Source organism: Serratia nevei (genome assembly GCF_037948395.1).
Taxonomy (GTDB): domain Bacteria; phylum Pseudomonadota; class Gammaproteobacteria; order Enterobacterales; family Enterobacteriaceae; genus Serratia; species Serratia nevei.
In genome coordinates, this window is the sequence record NZ_CP149940.1 from 1,023,968 (window position 1) to 1,050,830 (window position 26,863).

At 59.0% G+C, this 26,863-nt stretch carries 23 protein-coding genes; 14 read left to right on the forward strand and 9 right to left on the reverse strand.

Translation table 11 applies throughout. The features are described 5' to 3' along the window. Nucleotides 1-12 precede the first annotated feature (12 nt). The 6 genes from V8N38_RS04815 to V8N38_RS04840 all read right to left on the reverse strand — a co-directional run bounded on the left by V8N38_RS04815 (nucleotide 13) and on the right by V8N38_RS04840 (nucleotide 6,449). Nucleotides 13-351, reverse strand: coding sequence for a cytochrome o ubiquinol oxidase subunit IV (locus tag V8N38_RS04815; RefSeq protein ID WP_147839391.1), 339 nt, complete (start codon nucleotides 349-351; stop codon nucleotides 13-15). Next, nucleotides 351-965, reverse strand: a complete 615-nt coding sequence (locus V8N38_RS04820; protein ID WP_019454194.1) for a cytochrome o ubiquinol oxidase subunit III — start codon at nucleotides 963-965, stop codon at nucleotides 351-353. Before V8N38_RS04820 ends, V8N38_RS04815 begins: the two co-directional genes overlap by 1 nt. Next, entirely contained in the window at nucleotides 955-2,946 is a 1,992-nt protein-coding gene (cyoB, locus tag V8N38_RS04825; RefSeq protein ID WP_033637313.1) for a cytochrome o ubiquinol oxidase subunit I, read from the reverse strand. The genes V8N38_RS04820 and cyoB overlap by 11 nt, the downstream gene beginning before the upstream one ends. A 3-nt stretch (nucleotides 2,947-2,949) precedes the next feature. Beyond that, entirely contained in the window at nucleotides 2,950-3,900 is a 951-nt protein-coding gene (cyoA, locus tag V8N38_RS04830) for a cytochrome o ubiquinol oxidase subunit II (RefSeq protein WP_060440576.1), read from the reverse strand. Between the two features lie 440 nt (nucleotides 3,901-4,340). Further along, on the reverse strand, nucleotides 4,341-5,819 hold the full coding sequence (gene ampG / locus V8N38_RS04835; RefSeq protein ID WP_060423369.1) for a muropeptide MFS transporter AmpG: 1,479 nt from the start codon (nucleotides 5,817-5,819) through the stop codon (nucleotides 4,341-4,343). Between the two features lie 51 nt (nucleotides 5,820-5,870). Continuing rightward, the gene (locus tag V8N38_RS04840) at nucleotides 5,871-6,449 is read right to left on the reverse strand and encodes a lipoprotein (RefSeq protein ID WP_025160064.1); all 579 of its coding nucleotides are present in this window, start codon (nucleotides 6,447-6,449) and stop codon (nucleotides 5,871-5,873) included. A 314-nt stretch (nucleotides 6,450-6,763) separates the two neighbouring features. Here V8N38_RS04840 and bolA point away from each other — a divergent pair, with 314 nt between their 5' ends. The 9 genes from bolA to V8N38_RS04885 all read left to right on the forward strand — a co-directional run bounded on the left by bolA (nucleotide 6,764) and on the right by V8N38_RS04885 (nucleotide 17,414). Continuing rightward, a complete protein-coding gene (gene bolA / locus V8N38_RS04845; protein WP_004940361.1) occupies nucleotides 6,764-7,078 on the forward strand; it encodes a transcriptional regulator BolA in 315 nt (104 codons plus the stop codon). 367 nt (nucleotides 7,079-7,445) lie between these two features. Further along, nucleotides 7,446-8,750 carry a trigger factor gene (gene tig, locus V8N38_RS04850; protein WP_004940358.1) on the forward strand — a complete coding sequence of 435 codons (1,305 nt, stop codon included), beginning with the start codon at nucleotides 7,446-7,448 and terminating at the stop codon, nucleotides 8,748-8,750. Between the two features lie 438 nt (nucleotides 8,751-9,188). Beyond that, complete coding sequence (clpP, locus tag V8N38_RS04855; protein ID WP_004940356.1) at nucleotides 9,189-9,812, forward strand: ATP-dependent Clp endopeptidase proteolytic subunit ClpP; 624 nt, start codon at nucleotides 9,189-9,191, stop codon at nucleotides 9,810-9,812. Nucleotides 9,813-9,955: 143 nt separating this feature from the next. Further along, entirely contained in the window at nucleotides 9,956-11,227 is a 1,272-nt protein-coding gene (gene clpX / locus V8N38_RS04860; protein ID WP_004940354.1) for an ATP-dependent protease ATP-binding subunit ClpX, read from the forward strand. Between the two features lie 194 nt (nucleotides 11,228-11,421). After that, on the forward strand, nucleotides 11,422-13,776 hold the full coding sequence (lon, locus tag V8N38_RS04865; RefSeq protein ID WP_019454189.1) for an endopeptidase La: 2,355 nt from the start codon (nucleotides 11,422-11,424) through the stop codon (nucleotides 13,774-13,776). 216 nt (nucleotides 13,777-13,992) lie between these two features. Next, on the forward strand, nucleotides 13,993-14,265 hold the full coding sequence (gene hupB, locus V8N38_RS04870) for a nucleoid-associated protein HU-beta (RefSeq protein ID WP_004940351.1): 273 nt from the start codon (nucleotides 13,993-13,995) through the stop codon (nucleotides 14,263-14,265). A gap of 178 nt (nucleotides 14,266-14,443) precedes the next feature. Continuing rightward, entirely contained in the window at nucleotides 14,444-16,327 is a 1,884-nt protein-coding gene (ppiD, locus tag V8N38_RS04875; protein ID WP_049199887.1) for a peptidylprolyl isomerase, read from the forward strand. A 138-nt stretch (nucleotides 16,328-16,465) separates the two neighbouring features. After that, nucleotides 16,466-16,846 (forward strand): ComEA family DNA-binding protein, encoded by a 381-nt coding sequence (locus V8N38_RS04880; protein WP_147839392.1) that lies wholly within the window; start codon nucleotides 16,466-16,468, stop codon nucleotides 16,844-16,846. Nucleotides 16,847-17,000: 154 nt separating this feature from the next. Next, nucleotides 17,001-17,414 (forward strand): acyl-CoA thioesterase, encoded by a 414-nt coding sequence (locus V8N38_RS04885; protein ID WP_060423376.1) that lies wholly within the window; start codon nucleotides 17,001-17,003, stop codon nucleotides 17,412-17,414. A gap of 35 nt (nucleotides 17,415-17,449) precedes the next feature. Here the strand turns inward: V8N38_RS04885 and queC are convergent, their stop codons facing one another. Together queC and V8N38_RS04895 are read right to left on the reverse strand one after the other, a co-directional pair. Continuing rightward, nucleotides 17,450-18,148, reverse strand: coding sequence for a 7-cyano-7-deazaguanine synthase QueC (queC, locus tag V8N38_RS04890; RefSeq protein ID WP_147839393.1), 699 nt, complete (start codon nucleotides 18,146-18,148; stop codon nucleotides 17,450-17,452). Nucleotides 18,149-18,263: 115 nt separating this feature from the next. Next, a complete protein-coding gene (locus V8N38_RS04895; RefSeq protein WP_147839394.1) occupies nucleotides 18,264-19,979 on the reverse strand; it encodes an SgrR family transcriptional regulator in 1,716 nt (571 codons plus the stop codon). Between the two features lie 104 nt (nucleotides 19,980-20,083). Here V8N38_RS04895 and cof point away from each other — a divergent pair, with 104 nt between their 5' ends. After that, nucleotides 20,084-20,908 (forward strand): HMP-PP phosphatase, encoded by an 825-nt coding sequence (gene cof, locus V8N38_RS04900; protein ID WP_033647299.1) that lies wholly within the window; start codon nucleotides 20,084-20,086, stop codon nucleotides 20,906-20,908. Nucleotides 20,909-20,968: 60 nt separating this feature from the next. Here the strand turns inward: cof and V8N38_RS04905 are convergent, their stop codons facing one another. Beyond that, nucleotides 20,969-22,009: a PLP-dependent cysteine synthase family protein gene (locus V8N38_RS04905; RefSeq protein WP_015376851.1), complete on the reverse strand. Its 1,041-nt coding sequence runs from the start codon at nucleotides 22,007-22,009 to the stop codon at nucleotides 20,969-20,971. Nucleotides 22,010-22,131: 122 nt separating this feature from the next. Here V8N38_RS04905 and V8N38_RS04910 point away from each other — a divergent pair, with 122 nt between their 5' ends. The 4 genes from V8N38_RS04910 to glnK all read left to right on the forward strand — a co-directional run bounded on the left by V8N38_RS04910 (nucleotide 22,132) and on the right by glnK (nucleotide 26,849). Continuing rightward, complete coding sequence (locus tag V8N38_RS04910) at nucleotides 22,132-22,593, forward strand: Lrp/AsnC family transcriptional regulator (protein WP_004940330.1); 462 nt, start codon at nucleotides 22,132-22,134, stop codon at nucleotides 22,591-22,593. Nucleotides 22,594-22,685: 92 nt separating this feature from the next. Continuing rightward, nucleotides 22,686-24,461 (forward strand): multidrug efflux ABC transporter permease/ATP-binding subunit SmdA, encoded by a 1,776-nt coding sequence (gene smdA, locus V8N38_RS04915; protein WP_060440573.1) that lies wholly within the window; start codon nucleotides 22,686-22,688, stop codon nucleotides 24,459-24,461. After that, entirely contained in the window at nucleotides 24,454-26,232 is a 1,779-nt protein-coding gene (smdB, locus tag V8N38_RS04920; RefSeq protein WP_055312256.1) for a multidrug efflux ABC transporter permease/ATP-binding subunit SmdB, read from the forward strand. The genes smdA and smdB overlap by 8 nt, the downstream gene beginning before the upstream one ends. A gap of 278 nt (nucleotides 26,233-26,510) precedes the next feature. Next, entirely contained in the window at nucleotides 26,511-26,849 is a 339-nt protein-coding gene (glnK, locus tag V8N38_RS04925; protein ID WP_004940327.1) for a P-II family nitrogen regulator, read from the forward strand. Nucleotides 26,850-26,863: the final 14 nt, after the last annotated feature.

The window sequence follows — 26,863 nt, forward strand, 5'->3', positions numbered from 1 at the left end:
GCAGCTCAGCTCTTAATCGACCATCATATTGATGTTGAGGTTGTACATAATCCAGAGTGAACCTACAACAACGATACCGATGATCATAGCGGTGAACAGCAATGCCACCAGGTTCCAGCGCTCTTCCGATGAGGTGTTCATGTGCAGGAAGTAAACCAGGTGAACAACCACCTGGATAACCGCCATACCGACAACAACCGCCAGGATGGTGGAATGAGAGGCAGTGCCGTTCATTACCATCACAAATGGAATTACCGTCAGGATGATCGACAGGATAAAGCCGACCAGGTATGACTTCACGCTGCCGTGGCTTGCGCCGCCGTGAGAGGTTTCATGGGATGAATGGCTCATTACATAACCCCCAGCAGGTAGACAACGGTAAATACGCAGATCCAGACCACGTCCAGGAAGTGCCAGAACAGGCTCAGGCACATCAGGCGGGTTTTGTTGGTCGCGGTCAGGCCGAACTTGCTCACCTGAATCATCATCACGATGATCCAAATCAGGCCGGAAGTTACGTGCAGACCGTGGGTGCCGACCAGCGCGAAGAAGCTGGACAGGAACGCGCTGCGATCCGGACCGAAGCCTTCGGCGATCAGGTGATGGAATTCATAGATTTCCATCGCCACAAAGCCCAGACCAAACAGGAAGGTCAGGAACAGCCAGGTGTTTACACCGCCAACTTTACCCTTGTTCATGGCGATCATCGCCATGCCGTAGGTGATGGAGCTGAACAACAGCAGGAAAGTTTCGACCAGGACAAACTTCAGGTCGAAGATGTCTTTGCCTGAGGGACCGCCCGCGGTCCCGTTCACCAGGACTGCATAAGTTGCGAACAAGCTCGCAAACAAAATACAGTCGCTCATCAGGTAGATCCAGAATCCGAAGACTTTGGTCTCACCCGCATCGTGGTGCCCATGCTCTGCATGGGCTGCGTTATGATTGGTCAGAGTTTCAGTTGACATGGTTCACGCCTGCTTTACGGATTTGTTCGTAGTGTTGGTTCTCAATGCGCTCGATTTCATCAACCTGCACATAGTAGTCAACATCGTGATCGAAGCTCTTGCCGATCCAGACAACGATCATACCGATGAAGCCGGCCAGAGCCATCCACCAGATTTCCCAAATCATTGCGAAACCGAAGACCAGGCTGAAGAAGGCGATGATCACGCCGGCGCCGGTGTTCTTAGGCATATGAATCGGTTCGTATTTAGCCGGTTTCTTATACGCTTCGCCTTTTTCTTTCATGTCCCAGAATTCATCACGGTCATGAATCTGTGGCACTACGGCAAAGTTATAGAACGGCGGTGGAGACGAAGTTGACCACTCCAGAGTACGAGCGCCCCATGGATCACCGGTCAGATCGCGGTTCTGTTCGCGGTCACGGATACTGACGAAGATCTGGATCAGCTGGCACAGGATGCCGCAGGCGATCAGCGCCGCACCGCCGGCTGCAACCAGCAGCAGAGGGTGGAACTCAGGGTTGATGTTCTGGCTGATACGACGGGTCATGCCCATAAAGCCCAATGCGTACAGCGGCATGAAGGCGGTGAAGAAGCCGATGATCCAGAACCAGAACGCGCGGATGCCCCATTTTTCGTTCAGCGTGAAGCCGAAGGATTTCGGGAACCAGTAAGTCAGGCCCGCGAAGCAACCGAACACCACGCCGCCGATGATGACGTTGTGGAAGTGAGCGATCAGGAACAGGCTGTTGTGCAGCACGAAGTTCGCGCCCGGCACGGCCAGCAGAACGCCGGTCATACCACCTACGGAGAAGGTGATGATGAAGCCAACGGTCCACAGCATCGCGGAGTTGAGCTTGATACGGCCCTGATACATGGTGAACAGCCAGTTGAAGATTTTCACCCCGGTAGGGATGGAAATGATCATGGTGGCGATACCGAAGAAGGCGTTAACGTTCGCGCCGGACCCCATGGTGAAGAAGTGGTGCAGCCAGACGATGAACGACAGAACGGTGATCGCGATGGTTGCCCATACCAGTGAGGTATAGCCGAACAGGCGTTTTCTGGAGAAGGTCGCGGTGACTTCGGAGAACACGCCGAACACCGGCAGAACCAGGATATACACCTCTGGGTGACCCCAGGCCCAAATCAGGTTGATGTACATCATCATGTTGCCGCCCATATCATTGGTGAAGAAATGGGTGCCCAGATAGCGATCCAGGGTCAGCAGCGCGATGGTGACGGTCAGAATTGGGAAAGAAACGATGATCAGGACGTTAGTACACAGGGCCGCCCAGGTGAACACCGGCATCTTCATCATAGGCATGCCAGGGGCACGCATTTTCAGAATGGTGGCGAAGAAGTTCACGCCGGTCAGCAGGGTACCCAGACCGGAAATCTGCAGACTCCAGATCCAGTAATCGACCCCGACGCCAGGACTGTACTCTTTACCGGACAGCGGCGGATACGCCAGCCAACCGGTCTGAGCGAACTCACCGACCCCCAGGGAGATGTTGATCAGCACAACGCCCACCACGAAGAACCAGAAGCTCAGGGAGTTCAGGAACGGGAAGGCGACGTCGCGCGCACCGATTTGCAGCGGCACCACGACGTTCATCAGGCCGACCACGAAAGGCATCGCCATGAAGAAGATCATGATAACGCCGTGCGCGGTGAAGATCTGGTCGTAGTGGTGCGGCGGCAGGAACCCGGCTTCGCCGGCGGACGCCAACGCCTGCTGGCTACGCATCATGATGGCGTCAGCGAAGCCGCGCAGCAGCATGACCATCGCCACGATGATGTACATGATACCAATTTTTTTATGGTCGACCGAAGTCAGCCATTCGCTCCACAGCCACTTCCATTTGCCGAAATATGTCAGCAGCGCCAGCACTGCCAGGCCCCCGACAATAATTGCGGCTACGGTGACCATGATGATCGGTTCGTGGTACGGAACCGCATCAAGTGTTAATTTTCCCAACATCAGTTATTCCTCGGCTCCGGCGTGAGCAGCATGTTCACCCATGTCCATACCTTGGCTCATGTCCATGCCTTCGTGCGCGCCAGCGCCCTTGTGCATATCCATGTCGCCCATGAATTTGGCAATTGTTTCTTTGAACAAATTCGGTTTGACAGCGGCAAAGTACTCAACCGGGTTGTTTTCACTCGGCTCTGCCAGTTTGTTAAAGTCGTCGGTGGTGTTCAGGTTTTTAGGCGATGCCTTCACCTTGGCCACCCACTGATCGAAGTCGCCTTCGGTCGGGGTAACGATCGCGGTGAATTTCATACCGGAGAAGCCTGCGCCGCTGTAGCTGCTGGAGATGCCCTTGTAGGCACCGGCTTCGTTGCCGATCAGGTGCAGTTTGGTCTGCATGCCGGCCATCGCATAAATCTGTCCACCCAACTGCGGGATAAAGAACGAGTTCATTACCGAGTTAGAGGTGATCTTGAATTCGACTGGAACATCTTTCGGGAAAGCCAGCTCATTAACGGTCGCAATGCCTTGTTCCGGGTAGATGAACAGCCATTTCCAGTCGAGCGACACCACTTCGATCGTCATCGGCTTCTTGTCGGTGACAATCGGCTTGAACGGGTCGAGCTCGTGGGTAGTCTTCCAGGTAATGGTGCCAAGGATGGCGATGATAATGATAGGAATGGTCCAGACGACCGCTTCGATCTTGTTGGAGTGGGCCCAGTTCGGACTGTACTTGGCGTCTTTGTTGGAAGAACGATACTTCCAGGCAAAGGCGAACGCCATGAAGATAACTGGCACCACCACGATCAACATCAACGCGATTGCAGTGATAATCAGTGTCCGTTGCTCAACACCAATTGCTCCTTTGGGATTCATCAAAACCATATCGCAGCCACTGAGCAATACAGTGCCTGCGATTAATGACAGCATCCCAATACTTTTATTGTATTTCTTAAGTCTCATCTAACGACCTCAATAACAAAGGCTCAATTGTCGTTTCATGTGTGCGGGCATTTTACGGGAAGGTTGCAGTACTGTAAACATGCTTAAGGGAGTGTCAGCGGCTTGTTGACACTTTCTGTTAAGGGGGTCACAGATGTAACCCTGCGTGACAATTTACCAATGACAACAACGCGTTGGCACGCTGAATCGTGACGAGCAGCCCGTATGTTAAGGAAAACTAAAGGTATGATGAATTTGGCGAAGAAATGCGCGGCGGGGAAATACGCAGAAAAGGTTTATTTAATGTAAAATAATTGTGTCTTAAAGGTGAATTTAATTTTATTTCCGAGTGCGGCAGTCGGATAAAAAAATAATTTCCGCGTCGATTATCTTTTTTTACCAAAATAAATATACCCGCGGATCGCTTTTTTTTCGGCCGGCGAAATCGCCGGCCGGTCAGATTATGCCAAACGGGTGCGGCGCAGGGCCAGGTAATCCAGCGCGCTGCCCATCGCGACGCCGAGCAGGCTCAGCGCGGCGCCGACCTGCAGCAGCCGATCGGCCAACAGCGGTGCCTGCGTCCAGTCCAGCGCATTGGCGATCAGCAACAGCAACCACAGGCCCAACAGCGAACAGCCCAGCGTCAGCAGGCGCAGCGCCCAGCGGTAAGATCCGGAAAACTCGGTGCGCGGCATAAAGTCGCCATGTTGCTGGGTGTGTTCCAGCGTCTGGCGGCAGATGCCGAGCAGCAGCAAGCCGGGCAGGGCTGCTGCGATAGAGAACAGGTAGAACAACGGCCAGCCGTGGGCTTCGACGAACCAGCCGGCGATCGGGCCGACATAGACGCGCCCCACGGCGGACAGCGCCGACAGCAGCGCGAACTGGGTGGCGGAGAACGAACGGTTGCACAGCGTCATCAGCAGCGCTACGAAGGCCGCGGTGCCCATGCCGCCGCACAGGTTTTCGAGGAAGATGGCGCTGCCCATGGTGAGCAGGCTCTTGTCGGTCACCGCCAGGATCCAATACCCGAGGTTGGAGACCGCCTGCAGGACGCCGAACAGCATCAGTGCGCGGAACAGGGTGAGACGCTGCATCAGCACGCCGCCGAACAGGGCGCCGACGATGGTGGCGAACAGGCCGAGCGTTTTGTTGACCAGCCCGACTTCACCGGCGTCGAACCCCACGCCGCGGATCAGGAACGTGGTGCTCAGGCTGCCGGCGAAGGCGTCGCCCATTTTGTACATCACGATCAGCAGCAGGATCAGCCAGGCGTTGTTGCGGCCGAAGAAATCACGCAGCGGCGCGACGACCGCCTGTTCCATGGTGCGCGGCGCCGGGATGCTTTCATCCGGCTCCGGCGCCATCAGCGTGGCGGCCACGCCGATCAGCATCAATCCGGCCATCAGCCAGTAGGTGGCCTGCCAGCCGAAATAGCGATCCGCCAGCCACAGCGCCAGGCCGCCGGAAACCAGCATCGCCAGCCGGTAGCCCAGCACCGAGATCGCCGCACCCGCCCCGCGCTCTTCGGCTTTCAGCAGGTCGGTTTTATAAGCGTCGAACACGATATCTTGCGAGGCGGAGCAGAACGCCACCAGCACCGCCAACGCCGCCAGCCACCACAGGTGCTGCGCGGGCTGCATGAAGCCCATCGCCACGATCGCCGCCACCAGCAGCAGCTGGCTGATCAGCAGCCAACCGCGCCGCCGCCCGAGAAACGGCGGGGTATAGCGGTCCATGAACGGCGACCAGAGGAATTTGAATACGTAGGCCTGGCCCACCAGCGAGAAAATGCCGATGGTTTTCAGATCGATGTTTTCGACGGTCATCCAGGCTTGCAGCGTGCCGGAGGTCAATGCCAGCGGCAGACCCGACGCGAAGCCCAGCAGCAGCAGAATGGCGGAGTTACGCTGGGTGAAGATGTTCAGATAGTGTTTCGACATGAGTTCCCTGTCTGCGCCGCCCGATCCGCCGGGCGGCGCAAGGCGCGTCGATTAGCGCGCGTTTTGCTTGATAAAGTCGTTGACGCTGGTGTCCTGCGCCATGTCGGCGATCACGTCGCCCAGCACGGAGTTGACGGCGTCGGTGATCTTCTCGTTGGTGGCCGTGAAGGCGCCCTGCACGTTATACGTCGAGCGGTAATTTTTCACCTGCTTGTTGCCGTTCTTCGCCTGGGCGATGATCGAGATGTCGGCTTTGGTGGTGATGTTGTAGCGCAGGTTCCCTTCGGAAACGTCCGCGTACAGGTTATTGACGACGATCTGCAGCGCCACCGGGCCGTCGGCGCCGATCATGTAGCCGCGAGCGCCCATCTGTTTCTCCAGCACTTCCTGCAGCAGGAAACGCAGATCGCGCGATGGCGTCAGCGTGACCAGTTGGCCGTCGCGATTCACCTTGGCCAGCGCCTGATCGGTGCGCTGATCCGCGCCGTTGATGCTGATGGTGATGCCCTGCAGGGTAGGATCCTGCTGCGGCAGAACGATTTTCGGCGTGACGTTCAGGGTGTTGCTGCTGGTCGCGCAACCGGCCAGCAGCAGGGCGGCCAGCAAAGGAAGACAAAGTTTCTTTAACATGTTTTCTGTCTCATTCTCGATGGATTTAGCAATAATCAGAGCGGGATAGCCGACAACAAATTGCCGACATCATAGCATCGCCGCCGTGCGGTGGAAGCGCGGAAGGCGCCTGAGTGACAAATTTTTACCTGCCGTTGATAAAAACACGCTTTTTTGGCCCGCTCAATCGGATAATCCCCCAAGCGGCGGGGATGACGCTCATCATCTGACCGCAGAAAAGAGAAATTTGTCCCGGTGATGGTCTAAACGGGGGAAAACCGGCTAATATTGAACTAGATGGGCACGGTCCTCTGCCGGTGTTGTAAGGAGATCCTATGATTCGCGAGCAAATAGAAGCAAAGTTAAGGGCGGCGTTTGAGCCCGCGTATCTGGAAGTCGTTGATGAAAGCTATCGTCATAACGTTCCGGCGGGTTCAGAAAGTCATTTCAAAGTGGTATTGGTCAGCGATCGCTTCGTCGGCGAACGGTTTTTGACGCGTCACCGCTCTATCTACGGCGTACTGTCGGAAGAACTGGCCGATGGCGTACACGCGCTGGCGCTGCACACCTATACGCTCAAAGAGTGGGAGGGATTGCAGGATACCGTGCCGGCCTCGCCGCCGTGCCGCGGCGCCGGGACGCTGGCCTGAGGGGGAAATTTTCAGGTATCAGTGGAACTTTGCCCTCGAATTAGGGTATTACTACTGACGAATTTTGAAACGGCCTGCGGGCCGTTTCTGTTTTTGACGACGACACGGCCGACGCGCAATATGGCCAACGTTCGGTCTGTTTTGGCGGCCTTTTGGCGATTGAATCGGCAAAAGTGTGAGTTTTAGCGCGCCTGCGCCGCCTAGCTTTCCTCGACTCGCCATGCATGCGCCGCTATAATGTCGCGTCTTATTTTTCCGGAATGGTTTCGGGACGCTTCTGTCATCAGGGAACTCGGTTCTTATTTGTAGCCGTCCTGGTTCTTGGAACGGAGTTGACCGAGCACTGTGATTTTTTTGAGGTAACAAGATGCAAGTTTCAGTAGAAACCACTCAAGGCCTTGGGCGCCGTCTCTCTATTACTGTACCGGCTGATACTATCAAGCAGGCGGTGAAGAAAGAGCTGATCAACGCAGCGAAAAGCGTGCGTATCGACGGCTTCCGCAAAGGCAAAGTGCCGATGAACATCGTGGAACAGCGTTACGGCGCCTCTGTTCGTCAGGACGTGCTGGGCGAAGCGATGCAGCGCAGCTTCGTTGACGCGATCATCAAAGAAAAGATTAATCCGGCCGGCGCACCAAACTACGTGCCGGGCGAGTACAAAGAAGGTGAAGACTTCACTTTCGCCGTTGAATTCGAAGTGTATCCAGAAGTTGAGCTGAAAGGCCTGGAAAACATCGAAGTTGAAAAACCAGTGGTTGAAGTGAACGACGAAGACGTCGACGCGATGCTGGACACTCTGCGCAAGCAGCAGGCGACCTGGAAAGAAACCGATCGCGCAGCGGAAGCTGAAGATCGCGTGACCGTTGACTTCACCGGTTCTATCGACGGTGAAGAGTTCGAAGGCGGCAAAGCGTCCGACTTCGTACTGGCAATGGGCCAGGGCCGCATGATCCCAGGCTTCGAAGAAGGCCTGGTCGGTCACAAAGCGGGCGAAGAGTTCTCCATCGACGTGAACTTCCCAGAAGATTACCACGCGGAAAACCTGAAGGGCAAAGCGGCCAAATTCGCTATCGTGCTGAAGAAAGTTGAAGAGCGCGAGCTGCCGGAACTGACCGAAGAGTTCATCAAGCGTTTCGGCGTGGCGGACGGTTCCGTTGCCGGCCTGCGCACCGAAGTTCGCAAGAACATGGAGCGCGAGCTGAAAGGCGCCGTGCGTAACCGCATCAAGTCTCAGGCGATCGACGGTCTGGTGAGCGCGAACGAAATCGACGTGCCTGCTGCCCTGATCGACGGCGAAATCGACGTACTGCGTCGTCAGGCTGCACAGCGTTTCGGCGGCAACGAGAAGCAAGCGCTGGAACTGCCACGCGAGCTGTTCGAAGAGCAAGCGAAACGCCGCGTAGTGGTTGGCCTGCTGCTGGGCGAAGTGATCAGCACCAACGATCTGAAAGCTGACGAAGACCGCGTGAAGACGCTGATCGAAGAAATGGCTTCTGCCTACGAAGATCCGAGCGAAGTCATCGAGTTCTACAGCAAAAACAAAGAGCTGATGAACAACATGCGCAACGTGGCTCTGGAAGAGCAAGCGGTTGAAGCCCTGCTGGCAAAAGCGAAAGTGACTGAAAAAGCCACTACCTTCAGCGAGCTGATGAACCAGACTCAACAGGCGTAATGCCGGCGTGCCGGGCGCGATGAACGGCGCCCCCGGTTTCGCCTGGCGAACCGGCGCACGATGAAAAAGCCCGCAACCTCAGGTTGCGGGCTTTTCTTTTTGCCACGTTGCTGATTAATCTCAGGTTAAGCGGGGCAATATGCACTATATTTACCCTGTTGCCTGGGGAACTGGCTGGCATGATAACGGTCAGAATAACGGCATCGTTTTCGGCGCGCGGAGAAAATCGGCCTCTGGGCTTGAAATCGCGCCGGGATCCCCCAATCTGTTAAGAATAATTCTGGGGCTGTTTGCCAAAGTGCGCGGGATGAAATAACCGTCGGGTACGTGTGGCGCGGGTCGAATGCTTGAGCATAGTCATCATGGCCGTTCTCAAGTAGAATCGGCGTATTAGGGTGACACCCTGGCCGCCAAGGCAATTTCTATTAGGAGACGGTAATGTCATACAGTGGCGAACGAGATCAATTTGCACCGAACATGGCGCTGGTGCCGATGGTGGTAGAGCAGACTTCACGCGGGGAGCGTTCTTACGACATTTATTCCCGCCTGCTGAAAGAGCGCATCATTTTCCTGACCGGCCAGGTGGAAGATCACATGGCCAACCTGATCGTGGCGCAAATGCTGTTCCTCGAAGCGGAAAGCCCGGAAAAAGACATTTACCTCTACATCAACTCGCCGGGTGGGGTAATTACCGCGGGCATGTCGATTTACGACACCATGAAGTTCATCAAGCCGGACGTCAGCACCATCTGTATGGGCCAGGCGTGCTCGATGGGCTCCTTCCTGCTGACCGCGGGTGCCAAAGGCAAACGTTTCTGCCTGCCTAACTCGCGCGTGATGATTCACCAGCCGCTGGGCGGCTACCAGGGCCAGGCGACGGACATCGAAATCCATGCGCGTGAAATCCTTAAGGTGAAAGCGCGCATGAACGAACTGATGGCCGAGCATACCGGCCAGCCGCTGGAGCAGATCGAGCGCGACACCGAGCGCGATCGCTTTATGACCGCGGAAGAAGCCGTGGAATACGGCCTGGTTGACGGCATTCTGACACACCGCAGCTAGAACCACGCGGCGCCGATGGACTATAGTAATCAGAGTGGGCAGGGGCTCGCTCTGTTGTGGCCCCTCGGCGTTCCCGATATGAGTTTGGGCGCACTGCCGCCGTGATTTTCCTGCGGGACAAGACTAAAGAAGAGGTTTGACTGATGACAGATAAGCGCAAAGACGGTTCAGGAAAGCTGCTGTACTGCTCTTTTTGCGGCAAAAGCCAGCATGAAGTGCGTAAGCTGATTGCCGGGCCGTCAGTGTATATCTGCGATGAATGTGTCGATCTGTGTAACGACATTATTCGCGAAGAGATTAAAGAAGTTGCCCCGCATCGTGAGCGCAGTGCGCTGCCGACGCCGCACGAGATCCGCCACCACCTGGATGACTACGTCATCGGCCAGGAGCAGGCGAAGAAAGTGCTGGCGGTTGCGGTGTACAACCACTACAAACGCCTGCGCAACGGCGATACCAGCAACGGTATCGAGTTGGGCAAGAGCAACATCTTGCTGATCGGCCCGACCGGCAGCGGTAAAACCCTGCTGGCGGAAACGCTGGCGCGCTTCCTGGACGTGCCGTTCACCATGGCCGACGCCACCACGCTGACCGAAGCCGGTTACGTGGGTGAGGACGTGGAAAATATTATCCAGAAGCTGTTGCAAAAATGTGACTATGACGTGCAGAAAGCGCAGCGCGGCATCGTTTATATCGATGAAATCGATAAGATTTCCCGCAAGTCCGACAACCCGTCGATCACGCGTGACGTCTCGGGTGAAGGCGTGCAGCAGGCGCTGCTGAAGCTGATTGAAGGCACCATCGCCGCGGTTCCGCCGCAGGGTGGGCGCAAGCATCCGCAACAGGAGTTCCTGCAGGTTGATACCTCCAAGATCCTGTTTATCTGCGGCGGCGCTTTCGCCGGCCTGGATAAGGTGATCGGTCAGCGCGTCAACACCGGCTCCGGCATCGGCTTCGGCGCGACCGTCAAGGGCGAGTCCGAGAAGGCGACCGAGGGCGAACTGCTGCTGCAGGCCGAACCGGAAGATTTGATCAAGTTCGGTCTGATCCCAGAGTTCATCGGCCGTCTGCCGGTGGTGGCGACCCTGAGCGAGCTGAGCGAAGATGCGCTGATTCAGATCCTGAAAGAGCCGAAGAACGCCCTGACCAAGCAGTATCAGGCGCTGTTCAATCTGGAAGGCGTGGAGCTGGAGTTCCGCGACGAAGCGCTGAACGCCATCGCCAAGAAAGCCATGGCGCGCAAAACCGGCGCCCGCGGCCTGCGTTCCATCGTGGAAGGCGCGCTGCTCGACACCATGTACGATCTGCCGTCGATGGACAGCGTAGACAAAGTGGTGATCGACGAGTCGGTCATCGCCGGCCAATCCAAGCCGCTGTTGATCTACGGCAAGCCGGAAGCCCAGGCATCTGGCGAATAATTAGCCAGTTAAACCAGAGCGTTATCAGCAAAATGGGGGATTTCATCCCCCATTTCTTTTTCCTGCATTCTTGCCGTTGAATGTAAGAGATTCATCCCCATATACTCATTAACCAGATTTTATGAAACGTTAGATGCTTGCGTCTCATGAGATTCCCCCTCAACCTGGCGGAAATTAAACTAAGAGAGAGCTCTATGAACCCTGAGCGTTCCGAACGCATTGAAATCCCCGTCCTGCCATTGCGCGACGTGGTGGTTTATCCGCACATGGTGATCCCGTTATTTGTTGGCCGGGAAAAATCGATTCGGTGCCTCGAAGCCGCAATGGATCACGATAAGAAGATCATGCTGGTGGCACAGAAAGAGGCCTCAACGGATGAACCTGGCATTAACGACTTGTTCTCGGTTGGCACCGTAGCGTCGATCCTGCAGATGTTGAAGCTGCCGGACGGCACGGTAAAAGTGCTGGTCGAGGGGCTGCAGCGCGCACGCATCACTACGCTGTCCGACAGCGGTGAGCATTTTGCCGCGCAGGCGGAATACCTTGAGTCGCCAGCGATCGACGAGCGCGAGCAGGAAGTGCTGGTGCGCACCGCGATCAATCAGTTTGAAGGCTATATCAAGCTGAACAAAAAAATCCCGCCGGAGGTGCTGACTTCACTGAACAGCATCGACGACGCCGCGCGCCTGGCGGACACCATCGCTGCCCACATGCCGCTGAAACTCAGCGACAAGCAGTCGGTGCTCGAGATGTCCGACATCACCGAGCGTCTGGAATACCTGATGGCGATGATGGAGTCGGAGATCGACCTGCTGCAGGTCGAGAAACGCATCCGCAACCGCGTCAAGAAGCAGATGGAGAAGAGCCAGCGCGAGTACTATCTGAATGAGCAGATGAAGGCGATTCAGAAAGAGCTGGGCGAGATGGACGACGCGCCGGACGAGCACGAAGCGCTGAAGCGCAAGATCGATGCGGCGAAGATGCCGAAAGAGGCGCGCGAGAAAACCGAAGCGGAACTGCAGAAGCTGAAGATGATGTCGCCGATGTCAGCGGAAGCGACCGTGGTGCGCGGCTACATCGACTGGATGCTGCAGGTGCCGTGGAATGCGCGCAGCAAGGTGAAAAAAGACCTGGTCAAGGCGCAGGAAGTGCTCGATACCGATCACTACGGCCTGGAGCGCGTCAAGGATCGCATCCTCGAGTACCTCGCGGTACAGAGCCGCGTCAGCAAAATCAAGGGGCCGATCCTGTGTCTGGTAGGGCCGCCGGGCGTGGGTAAAACCTCACTGGGGCAGTCGATCGCCAAAGCGACCGGCCGCCAGTACGTGCGCATGGCGCTGGGCGGCGTGCGTGACGAAGCGGAAATCCGCGGTCACCGCCGTACCTACATCGGTTCGATGCCGGGCAAACTGATCCAGAAGATGGCCAAGGTTGGGGTGAAGAACCCGCTGTTCCTGCTGGATGAGATCGACAAGATGTCTTCCGACATGCGTGGCGATCCGGCCTCCGCTCTGCTGGAGGTGCTGGATCCGGAACAGAACGTGGCGTTCAACGACCACTACCTGGAAGTGGATTACGATCTGTCCGACGTGATGTTCGTCGCCACCTCGAACTCGATGAACATTCCTGCGCCGCTGCTGGACCGTATGGAAGTGATCCGCCTGTCGGGTTACACCGAGGACGAGAAGCTCAACATTGCCAAGCAGCACCTGCTGCCGAAGCAGCTTGAGCGCAACGCGCTGAAAAAAGGCGAGCTGACGGTCGACGACAGCGCCATCATCGGTATCATTCGCTTCTACACCCGCGAAGCCGGGGTGCGTAGCCTGGAGCGTGAAATCTCCAAGCTGTGCCGTAAAGCGGTGAAAACGCTGCTGATGGACAAGAAGCGCAAGCATATCGAGATCAACGGCGACAACCTGAAGGATTACCTGGGCGTGCAGCGCGTCGATTACGGCCGTGCGGATACCGAAAACCGCGTGGGCGAAGTCACCGGGCTGGCGTGGACGGAAGTGGGCGGCGATCTGCTGACCATCGAAACCGCCTGCGTGCCGGGCAAAGGCAAGCTGACCTACACCGGTTCTCTGGGTGAAGTGATGCAGGAATCGATTCAGGCGGCGCTGACCGTGGTGCGCGCGCGCGCGGAGAAATTGGGCATCAACGCCGATTTCTACGAGAAACGCGACATCCACGTGCACGTGCCGGAAGGGGCGACGCCGAAAGACGGCCCGAGCGCCGGTATCGCGATGTGCACCGCGCTGGTCTCCTGTCTGACCGGCAACCCGGTACGCGCCGATGTGGCGATGACCGGCGAGATCACGCTGCGCGGTCAGGTGTTGCCGATCGGCGGCCTGAAAGAGAAGCTGTTGGCGGCGCATCGCGGCGGCATCAAAACCGTGCTGATCCCTTACGAGAACAAGCGCGATCTGGAAGAGATCCCGGACAATGTTATCGCCGATCTGGAGATTCATCCGGTGCAGCGAATCGATGAAGTTTTGAACATTGCGTTGCAAAACCCGGCCTTCGGCGCACTGCCGGTAGCGGCAAAATAGTGACGAATCGCAAAAACCATTGATAAAACTTATACTGGCAAGCCATTTCGGACTTGCCAGTATTTTTTTGTACCGCTAAGTTAGATCTCTGTCGGCCCGCGTTTTGCCACCCAGTCGGTGGCTTGCTAAGGTTCGATGGGATTGATATAACAGCTGCGCTGTCGCAACCGTAGGGATTTTTCGGTGCGACGATAGAATTCTAGAGGGGATGATAGAGTGAATAAGTCACAACTGATCGACAAGATTGCCGCAGGTGCTGATATTTCCAAAGCGGCAGCGGGACGTGCTTTAGACGCAGTAATCGCTTCCGTTACCGACTCTCTGAAAGCAGGGGATGACGTGGCTCTGGTAGGTTTCGGTTCCTTCACCGTGCGTGAACGTTCGGCTCGTACCGGCCGCAACCCGCAGACCGGTAAAGAGATCAAAATCGCGGCAGCCAAAGTACCGGCCTTCCGTGCAGGGAAAGCGCTGAAAGACGCTGTAAACTGATTTAGCGTCTAACCGTTTAGCGTAACAGGGTTTTGTAATAAACAATCACCTGACGCAGCGGTGCTGGTAAGGTAAGATACAAGGCGCATCGGACTGATGCGCTTTTTTTATTTTTGTCGCAGGGAACGCGCCTGCACAAGGGTTGTTAATCCACATCACAGCGGAGTGTTGTCACACTATGATGGACAATTTACGCGCGGCTGCTAATCACGTCGTGCTCAAAATCATCCTGGCCCTGATCATCCTGTCATTCGTTCTGACCGGGGTGGGTAACTACCTGATCGGCGGCTCCGGCGATTATGCTGCGAAAGTAAATGGTCAGACGATCGAACGCGCTCAGCTGGAACAGGCTTTCCAAAGCGAGCGTAGCCGCATGCAGCAGCAGCTGGGTGACCAGTTCTCCGCGCTGGCCGGCAACGAAGGCTACATGCAGCAGATGCGCCGTCAGGTGTTGTCCCAGTTGATCGACAACATGCTGCTCGACCAGTACGCCAAGAAGCTGGGCCTGGCGGTCAGCGACGATCAGATCAAGGACGCCATCCGCAAGGCGCCTTACTTCCAGACCAACGGCCAGTTCGATAACGCCAAATACCTCGACCTGATCGGCCGCATGGGCTACACCGCCGACAACTTCGCGCAGTCGATGCGCCAGCAGCTGGTCAATCAGCAGCTGATTCAGGCCTTCGGCGAGTCCGGCTTCGTGCTGCCGTCCGAATCGCAAGCCATGGCGGCGCTGGTGCTGCAGGAGCGCGACGTGCGCCTGGCGACCATCGATCTGAAGGCGCTGCAGGCGAAACAGAGCGCTGGTGACGACGAACTGAAGGCGTATTACGATCAGAACAAAAACAGCTTCATCGCACCAGAGCAGGTGAAGGTGAGCTATATCCCGCTGGACGCCGCGTCCATGCAGGACAAGGTGAAAGTGAGCGAAGAAGACATCAGCGCTTACTACGACCAGCACAAGAGCAGCTACGGCCAGCCGGAGCGTAAGAACTACAGCGTGATCCAGCTGAAAACCGAGGCGGAAGCCAACGCCGTGCTGGACGAGCTGAAGAAGGGCGCCGATTTCGCCACCCTGGCGAAAGAGAAATCCACCGATATCATCTCACGCCGCACCGGCGGCGAGCTGGGCTGGCTGGAGCCGGAAACCACCGCCGACGAGCTGAAGCAGGCTAACCTGACCGAGAAAGGGCAGCTGTCCGGCGTGGTGAAATCTTCCGTCGGCTTCCTGATCGTGCGTTTGAACGATATCGAACCTGAGAAAGTGAAGCCGCTGAGCGAAGTGCATGACGCCATCGCCAAGCAGGTGCAGCAGGAGAAAGCGGTAGACGCGTATTACGCGCTGCAGCAGAAGGTGAGCGAAGCGGCGACCAGCGACAACGAATCTCTGGCCTCGGCTGAAGAAGCGGCCGGCGTGAAAGCGGCGCAAAGCGACTGGTTTACCCGTGACAACATTCCTGCCGCGCTGAACTTCAAGCCGGTCGTGCAGGCGATCTTCGACGGCTCGCTGATCGGCGAGAACGGCGCGCCGGGCAGCAACTCCGACGTGATCACCGTAGATGGCGACCGCGCCTTCGTGGTGCGCGTGAGCGGCCATAAGCCGGAAGGTATCGAACCATTCGACCAGGTGAAAGACCGCGTGGCCGAGCTGGTGAAGCGCAACAAAGCGGTGCAGGAAGCGAAACTGCAGGGCGAGAAGCTGCTGGTTGAGCTGAAGCAGGGCAAGGGCGATGAGGCGATGAAAGCCGCCGGCCTGAGCTTTGGCGCCGTGCAGAAGATGGCGCGCGCGCCGGAAGACAGCCAGCTGGTGGAGAGCGTGTTCGCGCTGCCGCACCCGCAGGACGGCAAACCGGTGTACGGCATGTCGCAGGATCGCCAGGACAACGTGGTGCTGATCGCGCTCGATGCGGTGAAGCCAGGCACGCTGCCGGAAGACGAAATGAAAACCTTCGTCGGCAAGATGGAAGAGGGCGCGACCGGCGTTTCCTTCGATTCGCTGCTGGCGAGCTTGCGTAAAGAAGCCAAGATCAAAATGGGCGCCGCTGAGCAACAGCCTCAGTAATCGCCGCATTTTTCTGCAACGCAGTGCAACAAACAAAGGCCGCTTTCGCGGCCTTTTCCACATCTGATATCCGCCGATTGCTGAATATTCGCCGCCGCGGCAAGGTAGCCGTGCTGTCACACACAAGGAGGATACAGCATGCAACATACAGAGAAAAAAGCGTTATCAGGTTACCGTCATCACGTCAAAGCTGCGCTCACCGCGCTGCTTTTGTGCCTGACGGGGCCGGCCGCCGCGGTGGATAAAGCCGAGGCGCCGGCACCCATGCTCTCAGCACCGGCGAGCAATGGCGGGCAATCGGTGATGACCAAGACAGCCGAGGAGGCGGCGGTCAGCATCAATCAGGCCACCGCCGAACAGCTGGCCGCCGCCTTGAGCGGCGTCGGTTTGAAGAAGGCGGAAGGCATCGTGCGCTACCGCGAGCAGAACGGGCCGTTCACCCAGGTTGAGCAGTTGCAGGAGGTGCCGGGCATCGGGCCGGCGCTGTTTGAGAAGAACCGCACCCGGCTGAAAATGTGATCACGGTCGCGGCTGCGTGGCAAAATGCCGCTGAGGCCGTCACTCCTCTGCTACATTTTACAGGTCTTACCAGTTTGGCGCGTTGACCAAACGGGCGAGGGAGCCGCTGCGGCTCCCTCTTTCTGTAATCACCAGGCAGGAGCGATCGTTCCCTATGCAAACCTTTATCAAAGTTCGCGGTTATCACCTTGATGTTTACCAGCACGTTAACAACGCCCGCTATCTGGAGTTTCTGGAAGAGGCGCGCTGGGAGTGGCTGGAGAACGAGGCCGGGTTCCGCTGGATGACGGAAAACAACATCGCTTTCATCGTGGTGAACATCAATATCAATTACCGCAGCCCGGCGGTATTGGGGGATAAGCTGCGTATCGACAGCCAGATGGTGCAGCTCAACGGCAAGAGCGGGGTGCTGAGCCAAAAGGTGACGCAGGATCCGGCGGGGACGCCGGTGGCTGACGCGCTGCTGACTTTCGTGTGCGTCGATCTGAAAACGCAGCGTGCGCTGCCGATCGAAGGAGAATTGCGCGAGCGCCTGGAGGCGCTCACGCCGAAGGATAATCTGCAGTAAGCTCACGGGCGGCAGAGGCTGCCGCCGTCACTGCCTCAGGCCAGAGCGGCCTTCTGTTTCAACGCCGCCATCACTTCCGCCTGGTTGGCCCGGTACTGCATCAGGCCATTGGCGCGCAGGTTGCAGGCGGCACATTCGCCGCAGCCGTCACCCTTGATGCCGTTGTAGCAGGTCAGCGTATCCTGGCGCACGCGATCCAGCTGGTGGTAATAATCCGCCAGCGCCCAGGTCTCGGCCTTGTTTAGCCACATCAGCGGCGTTTCGAAGCGGATATCGCGGGCGATGCCCAGCGTCACCGCCTTGTTCAACGCTTTAACAAACTCGTCGCGGCAATCCGGATAGCCGGAGAAATCGGTTTCACACACGCCGGTGATCACCGCTTCCGCTTCCACCTGGTAGGCGTAGATCGCCGCCAGCGTCAGGAACAGGATGTTGCGGCCCGGCACGAAGGTGCTCGGCAGCGCATTTTTCTGATTGGGATCGTAGGTGGGAACCGGAATATTGTCGCGCGTCAGGCTGCTGACGGCCAGCTCATTGAGCAGCGTTACGTCCAGCACCTTGTGTGCCTTGGCGCCGAGGGCTACCGACAGCTCTTGAGCCACTTCAATCTCGGCGCGATGGCGCTGGCCGTAATCGAACGTGACGCAGTGAACTTCATCATACTGTTGCAATGCCTGGATCAAGCAGGTCGTGGAGTCTTGTCCACCGCTGAAAACGACAACCGCGCGCTTCATAAAATCACCTTTTTGGGCTTTGGCCTCTCCCGATACACATTCGGGCGGCAGGATAAAAATTGCGTTGCGGCGACAATAGTAGCAGAAAGGGCCACCAGGCGCAGGGCGGTTCGGCTCAGGCCGGTGCGTCGTCCACCGGCGGCGGCAGCCACGCCTGGCAAAAATCGAACCAGCCGTGGGCGGTTAGCGTAACGCCATGCATGCGCGGCGGCGCGCTGATCTGATACTGGTAGTGAAACAGCGGCGTGATGATGGCGGCGGCCATCAGCCGTTGATAATAAGCCTGCAACTGTGCGAAGCGCGGTTGCTGCGCCTGCAGCTGCTGGATCTGCTGCAGCGTGTCCTGCTGCTGCTGCCAGCGGCTTTCCGTCAGGATGCCGCGCCACAGCGTATCCTGCCGCAGCCAGCTCTCCAGCGTCGCCTCCGGCGCTTCACCGATCAGGTTGTCTGCCAGCAGCAGGTCGGCCTGGGCGATCTGCGCCTCGCTTTGCCAGCGTTTACCGGCGTAGTAACGCACTTCCAGCTCGCAGCCGTGCTGCGCCAGCAGCCGCTGCAGCGCGACCGTCACCGTTTCCAGCTCGACCGGCGGCCGATACAGCAGCGTCAGCCGGGCGGGCAGGGTGACATCTTCCTCAATCCGTTGGCTGGGAATACGCCAGCCGGGCAGCATTTCATGGCTGGGGGTGATCACGCTGTTGGGAATAGGTAGACGGCTCAGCAGGCCGGACTGCTGGATCAGCATCAGCAGCTTTTGCCCTTGGGCTTCGCTCAGCACGCCGTGGCGCAGGTTCAGCGCCAGATAACACCAGCCCAGGCTCATGCTGCGCTGCACCGGCCTGGCCTGCGCCAAATCGTCTTGCTGACCGATGGTGATGCGCACCGGATGCTGGCAACTGGTGTCGGCGCCGGCGGTGGGCAGGTCGGGGGTGATCCAGTACTCGATGGTGTCCAGATACGGGTGCTGCAGATGGTAACCGGCGTGCTGTTCCAGCCGCACTAGCTGCGGTTCATTCAGCGCCAGTTTGAACGGGCCGGCGCCGATGGTCGGCAGCTCCGGGTGGGTCATCAGGCAAGGCAGCTCCGCCAGCCGGTGAGCCAGCCAATAGTCCGCCAGGTGCAGATCGAACTGGATGCACAGCGGATGCGGCAGGCTGATGTGTGCGACGTTGGCCAGGCTGGGTTGGCTGCGCGGGTGGCGCTGCAGCTTTTCCAGCGTTTGCAGCAGCTGTTGGCCGGTCAGCGGTTCACCGTTGTGCCAGCGCAGCTGACTGCGCAGAAAGAAGCGCCAGCGCAGGCCGTGCTCGCCAATCTGCCAGTGGTGCGCCAGATCGGGCTGCGGTTCCGGGTTACCGGTCATCAGGCGCGTCAGCCCGGCGTGCAGGGTCGATACCAGATGTTGCTCGGCGCGGCCGGTCAGCGTGAGTGGGTCGAGCGCTTCCAGCGTGCGGTAATAGGGAATGCGCAGCGTCGGGCTGCCGGCCTGCCATTGCCCGCCGAGGTGCGGGCTGAGCAGATCCTGCAGGTGCTGCGGATCGAGCTGCGCCATTTCCAGCGCCCCCTGATGGTTGCCCTGTTGCAGCAGCTGTTGCAGCAGCTGCGCGCGCAGTTCATCCGGGGTTTTCAGGCAATGCAGGCGGGCGCGTTTGCCGCGGCCGGGCTGCGAATACCAGCTCAGCCAGCCCTGATCCTGCAGCTGTTGCACCAGCGTGCGGGCGTGCCGTTCGCTGCAGTAGAACATCGCCGCCAGCTCGCCGATGGTCACGGCGACCGGCGCGCTGCCGAGCTGTTGGTACAGGCGTTGATATTGGCTGAGACGGTGAACCAGGCGCATGGGCAGAAATCCGGAACAGTTTTCTCAAATTGTTCACTATTACTTCCGCAAATACCATCCCATACTGCACGGATTGCAATCGCGTTCACATTCAAGAGGTCTTTATGTATCGCCTGGCTGCTTTCGATATGGACGGCACGCTGTTGATGCCGGATCACCGGGTTGGCCCGGAAACGCTGGCGGTGCTGAACCAGCTGGTAGAGCGGGAAATGGTGGTGACGTTCGCCACCGGGCGGCACTACCTCGACGCGCAGCCGATCATGGCGCAGCTGGGGCTGCAGGGTTACCTGATCACCGGCAACGGCACGCGAGTGTATGACAACCGCGGCCAACAGCTGCACGCCACCGATTTGCCGGCGGCGGTCGCCGAAGAGGTGCTGCATCATCATTGGCGCACCCGCGCCAGCATGCATGTGTTCCGCGATGAAGGTTGGCTGACCGAGTTTCCCGTGCCGGAAGAGATGCTGCGGGCGCACCACCTGAGCGGCTTTCGTTTTCAGCTGGCTGACGTGCGCCGCCTGCCGGCGTTCGGCAACAGCAAGGTGTGCTTTGTCGCGCCGCACGAGGAGCTGCTGGCGTTGCAGGTGCAGCTGCGGGCACAGCTGGGCGACGAGGCAGACCTGTGCTTTTCCGCTTACGACTGTCTGGAAGTGCTGCCGCTCGGTTGCAACAAAGGCACGGCGCTGGACCGGCTGAGCCGCCATCTGGGGCTGACGATGGCCGACTGCATGGCGTTCGGCGACGCGATGAACGACAAAGAGATGCTGGGGGCGGTGGGGCACGGCGTGGTGATGGGCAACGCCCTGCCGCAGCTGAAATCCCTGCTGCCGCAGCTACCGGTTATCGGCCATTGCCAGCAACAGGCGGTGGCCCACTATTTACAACATTGGCTGCGTTCACCTTGCCTCACCTATTCCCCCGAAGAATGAGGTTCTCCTTACAGCCGGCCGGGTATGACTACCCGGCTTTTTTTTATCCGGAGCCTGGCGTTACAAATCCGCCAGCTGCGCCAGATACGGCTGCAGATCGCCGATGTTGTTGCTGACCCATTCCGGGTTGTAATAGGTATCCAGATAACGCTCGCCGCTGTCGCACAGCAGGGTGACGATCGACCCTTGCTCGCCGTTTTCCCGCATCTGTTTCGCCAGCTGCAGCGCACCCCAGACGTTGGTGCCGGTGGAGGCGCCAACCTTGCGGCCTAACACGCCTTCCAGCCAGTGAATGGTGGCGACGCTGGCGGCATCCGGCACCCGCAGCATGTTGTCGACCACCGACGGGATGAACGACGGCTCGGCGCGCGGGCGGCCGATGCCTTCGATACGGCTGCCGCAGCTGCCGATCAGGGTGCGATCGCCGTGGTGGAAGCAGTCATAGAACACCGAATTTTCCGGATCGACCACCGTCAATTGGGTGTCGTGCCCCTGATAGCGGATGTAGCGCCCCAGCGTAGCGGAGGTGCCGCCGGTGCCGGCGCTCATCACGATGTGTTTCGGCACCGGGAAAGGTTCGCGTGCCATCTGGCGGAAGATGCTGTCGGCGATGTTGTTGTTGCCGCGCCAGTCGGTGGCGCGTTCGGCATAGGTGAACTGATCCATATAGTGGCCGTTCAGCTCTTTCGCCAGCTGTTCGGAGGCGGCGTAGATCTGGGCGGCGTGATCGACGAAGTGACAGCGGCCGCCGTAAAAGGCGATCTGCTCCACCTTGCGGCGCGCGGTGCAGGATGGCATCACCGCGATGAACGGCAGGCCGATCAGACGAGCGAAGTAGGCTTCGGACACCGCGGTGCTGCCGGAAGAGGCCTCGATGATGGTGGTGTTCTCGGTGATCCAGCCGTTGCACAGGCCATAAAGGAACAGCGAGCGCGCCAGGCGGTGTTTCAGGCTGCCGGTCGGGTGGGTGCTCTCGTCCTTCAAATACAGGCAGATGCCTGGAAACGCCGGCAGGTTCAGGCGAATCAGGTGCGTATCGGCGGAGCGCTGAAAATCCGCTTCTATTTCACCAATAGCATATTTTACCCAAGAGTTTGTCATGATTTGGCCTCAAAATAGGGGGCTGGTTTATGGCGTAGCATAGCCTGTCGGCAGGAAAAAAGGATTGCCATTTTTCCTGTTTAATCGCCTAATTAGAGAAAATTTTTCTCCTGGTGGCCGCTATGTTAGATAAAACAGACCGTAAGCTGCTATGCATGCTGCAGCAAGATTGCACCCAGTCGCTGCAGGCGCTGGCCGATGCGGTCAATTTGACCTCGACGCCGTGCTGGAAACGGCTGAAGCGCCTGGAAGACGAGGGCTATATCCGCGGCCGGGTGGCGCTGCTGGATAACGAAAAGCTCGGCCTGGGGCTGACGGCGTTCGTGCTGATCAAGACCCAGCAGCACAGCAGCGAGTGGTATCAGGCGTTTGTGCAACTGACCAGCCAGATGCCCGAGGTGCTGGCGTTCTACCGCATGGCGGGGGAGTACGACTATCTGATGCAGGTCGAAGTGGCGGACATGAAAAGCTACGACGGCTTTTATAAGCGCCTGGTGAACGGCGTACCGGGCCTCATCGATGTCACCTCAAGCTTTGCCATGGAAAAAATCAAATACACCACCGCGCTGCCGGTGCCGGAGTGAAAAGTTCACCGGACGGGCGGCTCAACGGTGGTATCCTGCTCTGCTGAAGCAGAAAAAGAGACAAATCCCATAAAACCCTGGAATCAAACTGCGTGAGATTATTTGCTCAAATCGGCTGGTACTTCCGCCGGGAGTGGCGCCGCTACCTCGGGGCGGTGGTGCTGCTGATCGTCATCGCCATCCTGCAACTGCTGCCGCCTAAGCTGGTCGGCATCATCGTGGACGGCGTCACCGAAAAACAAATGTCTACCGGCGTGCTGATGGCCTGGCTCGGGCTGATGATCGGCACCGCGATTGTCGTTTACCTGCTGCGCTATGTGTGGCGGGTGTTGCTGTTCGGCGCCTCCTACCAGCTGGCGGTCGAGCTGCGCGAAAACTTTTACCGCCAACTCAGCCGGCAAAACCCGGCGTTCTACCTGCGCCACCGCACCGGCGATCTGATGGCGCGCGCCACCAACGACGTGGACCGCGTGGTGTTCGCCGCCGGCGAAGGCGTGCTGACGCTGGTGGACTCGCTGGTGATGGGGCTGGTGGTGCTGGTGGTGATGAGCACCCAAATCAGCTGGCAGCTGACGGTGCTGGCGTTGATCCCGATGCCGCTGATGGCGATCGCCATCAAATATTACGGCGACCAGCTGCACCAGCGCTTTAAATCGGCGCAGGCGGCGTTTTCCAGCCTGAACGATCAGGCGCAGGAAAGCATGACCAGCATCCGCATGATCAAGGCCTTTGGGCTGGAAGATCACCAATCCAACCGCTTCGCCGAGGTGGCGGCGCAGACCGGCGCCAAGAACATGCACGTGGCGCGGGTGGATGCGCGCTTCGATCCGACCATTTATATCGCCATCGGCGCCTCTAACCTGCTGGCCATCGGCGGCGGCAGCTGGATGGTGGTGAACGGGTCGCTGACGCTCGGGCAGCTGACCAGCTTTGTGATGTATCTCGGCTTGATGATCTGGCCGATGCTGGCGCTGGCCTGGATGTTCAACATCGTCGAACGCGGCAGCGCGGCCTACAGCCGCATCCGCAGCCTGCTCGACGAGGCGCCGGCGGTGCAGGACGGCCCGCAGGCGTTGCCGGCCGGCCGCGGCGTGCTGGACGTGGATATCCGCGCGTTCCACTACCCGGAAAACCCGCATCCGGCGCTGCATGACGTGGCGCTGACGCTGAAGCCGGGGCAGATGCTGGGGCTGTGCGGGCCGACCGGTGCCGGCAAGTCGACGCTGTTGTCGCTGATCCAGCGCCAGTTCGACGTCGACCAAGGGCAGATCCGCTATCACGGCCTGCCGTTGCCGCAGGTCAAACTCGACGACTGGCGTTCGCGGCTGTCGGTGGTGAGCCAGACGCCGTTCCTGTTCTCCGATACCGTGGCGAACAACATTGCGCTGGGCCATCCGGGGGCGACGCAGGCGCAGATCGAACAGGCGGCGCGGTTGGCCAGCGTCCATGAGGACATTCTGCGGCTGCCACAGGGCTATGACACCGAAGTGGGCGAACGCGGCGTGATGCTGTCGGGCGGGCAGAAACAGCGTATCTCCATTGCGCGTGCGCTGCTGCTGGATGCGGAGATCCTGATCCTCGACGACGCGCTGTCGGCGGTGGACGGCCGTACCGAACACCAGATCCTGCACAACCTGCGCAGCTGGGGGCAAGATCGCACGGTGATCATCAGCGCGCACCGGCTGTCGGCCTTGACAGAAGCCAGCGAGATCCTGGTGATGCAGCACGGCGGCGTTGCGCAGCGCGGCGATCCGGTGGCGCTGGCGGCGCAGCCGGGCTGGTATCGCGATATGTACCGTTATCAGCAGCTGGAAGCGGCGCTGGATGAAGCGCCGGAAAACGGCGAGGAGGCGTTGGCCGATGAATAAAGTGCAAAAGCTGTGGCCGACGCTGAAGCGGCTGCTGGCCTATGGCTCGCCGTACCGCAAACCGCTGGGGCTGGCGGTGCTGATGCTGTGGATCGCGGCGGCGGCGGAAGTCGCCGGGCCGATCCTGGTGAGCTATTTTATCGATAATTACGTCGCCAAAGGGCAACTGCCGCTGACGATCGTCGGTGGGCTGGCGGCGGCTTACATTCTGCTGGAGCTGCTGGCGGCGGCGCTGCACTACTTCCAGGCGCTGCTGTTCAACCAGGCGGCGGTGGGGGTGGTCCAGCGGCTGCGCACCGACGTGATGGACGCCGCGCTGCGCCAGCCGCTCAGCGCCTTCGACACGCAGCCGGTCGGGCAATTGATCTCGCGCGTCACCAACGACACTGAGGTGATCAAGGATCTGTACGTGATGGTGGTCTCCACGGTGCTGAAAAGCGCCGCGCTGATCGGCGCCATGCTGGTGGCGATGTTCAGCCTCGACTGGCGCATGGCGCTGGTGGCGGTCTGCATCTTCCCGGCGGTGTTTGTGGTGATGGGCATCTATCAATACTACAGCACGCCGATCGTGCGCCGGGTGCGCAGCTATCTGGCGGACATCAACGACGGTTTCAACGAAGTGATCAACGGCATGGGCGTGATTCAGCAGTTCCGCCAGCAGGTGCGCTTCGGTGAACGCATGAGCGCCGCCAGTCAGTCGCACTATCTGGCGCGCATGCAGACCCTGCGGCTCGACGGTTTCCTGCTGCGACCGCTGCTCAGCCTGTTTTCGGCGCTGGTGCTGTGCGGGCTGCTGATGCTGTTCGGCTTCAGCGGCGAGGGGGTGATTGGCGTCGGCGTGCTCTATGCCTTCATCAACTACCTGGGGCGCCTGAACGAACCGCTGATCGAGCTCACGTCGCAGCAGTCGATCCTGCAGCAGGCGGTGGTGGCCGGTGAACGCATTTTCGAGCTGATGGATCGCAGCCAGCAGAGTTACGGCGCCGACGATCGTCCGCTGGCCGGTGGCCGCATCGACATCACCGATCTGAGCTTCGCTTACCGCGCGGACAAAAAGGTGCTGCAGCACATTTCGCTGGCGGTGCCTTCGCGCGGTTTCGTGGCGCTGGTTGGGCATACCGGCAGCGGCAAGAGCACCTTGGCCAACCTGCTGATGGGCTATTACCCGGTCAGCGAGGGGGAAGTGCGTCTCGATGGCCGCCCGATCTCCAGCCTGTCGCACCGCACGCTGCGCCAGGGCGTGGCGATGGTGCAGCAGGATCCGGTGGTGATCGCCGATTCGGTGCTGGCCAACGTTACGTTGGGGCGCAACATCGAGGAAGACGCCGTGTGGCAGGCGCTGGAAACGGTGCAGCTGGCGAGTCTGGTGCGCGGCTTCCCGCAGGGTATTCACACCCGGCTGGGAGAGCAGGGCAATAACCTGTCCGTCGGGCAGAAACAGCTGCTGGCGATGGCGCGGGTCTTGGTGCAGGCGCCGCAGATCCTGATCCTCGACGAGGCGACCGCCAATATCGACTCGGGCACCGAACAGGCGATCCAGCGCGCGCTGCGTGCGATCCGCGAGCACACCACGCTGGTGGTGATCGCCCACCGGCTGTCGACCATCGTCGATGCCGATTCCATCCTGGTGCTGCATCGCGGCCAGGCGGTAGAGCAGGGCAACCATCAGCAGCTGCTGGCGCAGCAGGGGCGCTACTACCAGATGTACCAGCTGCAGCTGGCGGGCGAGCAGCTGGCGGAAGCGGTGCGCGAAGAGAGCCAACCCGCCTGAGCATGGGCCGCGATCGCGGCCCTTCTTTTTTTCCCACGCACCACAAGCAGGCAACCCGCCTGCGCCATGCCCCCTTTCTGCACTTTTTCGACGCGATGCGCACCAAATCAGTGCGCGATATTTAATCAATTCAGGGTATCGGTATGGCGCCGCGGTCTGATGGTGCCCGCGTTCCCGCTAATCCGCTGAATCGTCATGCAAAATCAAATCTGGCACAGGCCTTGCTACATATGACGCGTACCAGGGGTGAGTTTGGGTTTAATTCGTGGAGGGGCAATATGAAGCTGGTGACCGTGGTAATCAAACCGTTCAAGCTGGAGGACGTGCGCGAGGCTCTGTCCTCCGTGGGCATTCAGGGGTTGACCGTAACCGAAGTGAAGGGCTTTGGCCGCCAGAAGGGGCACGCCGAGCTGTATCGCGGCGCCGAATATAACGTCAACTTCCTGCCCAAGGTCAAAATCGACATCGCCATCGCTGACGATCAGTTGGATGAAGTGGTTGATGTGATTAGCAAAGCCGCCTACACCGGCAAAATCGGCGACGGCAAAATTTTCGTTGCCGAGTTGCAACGCGTGATCCGCATTCGCACCGGCGAAACCGACGAATCGGCACTGTAACCGCGAACTCAGCT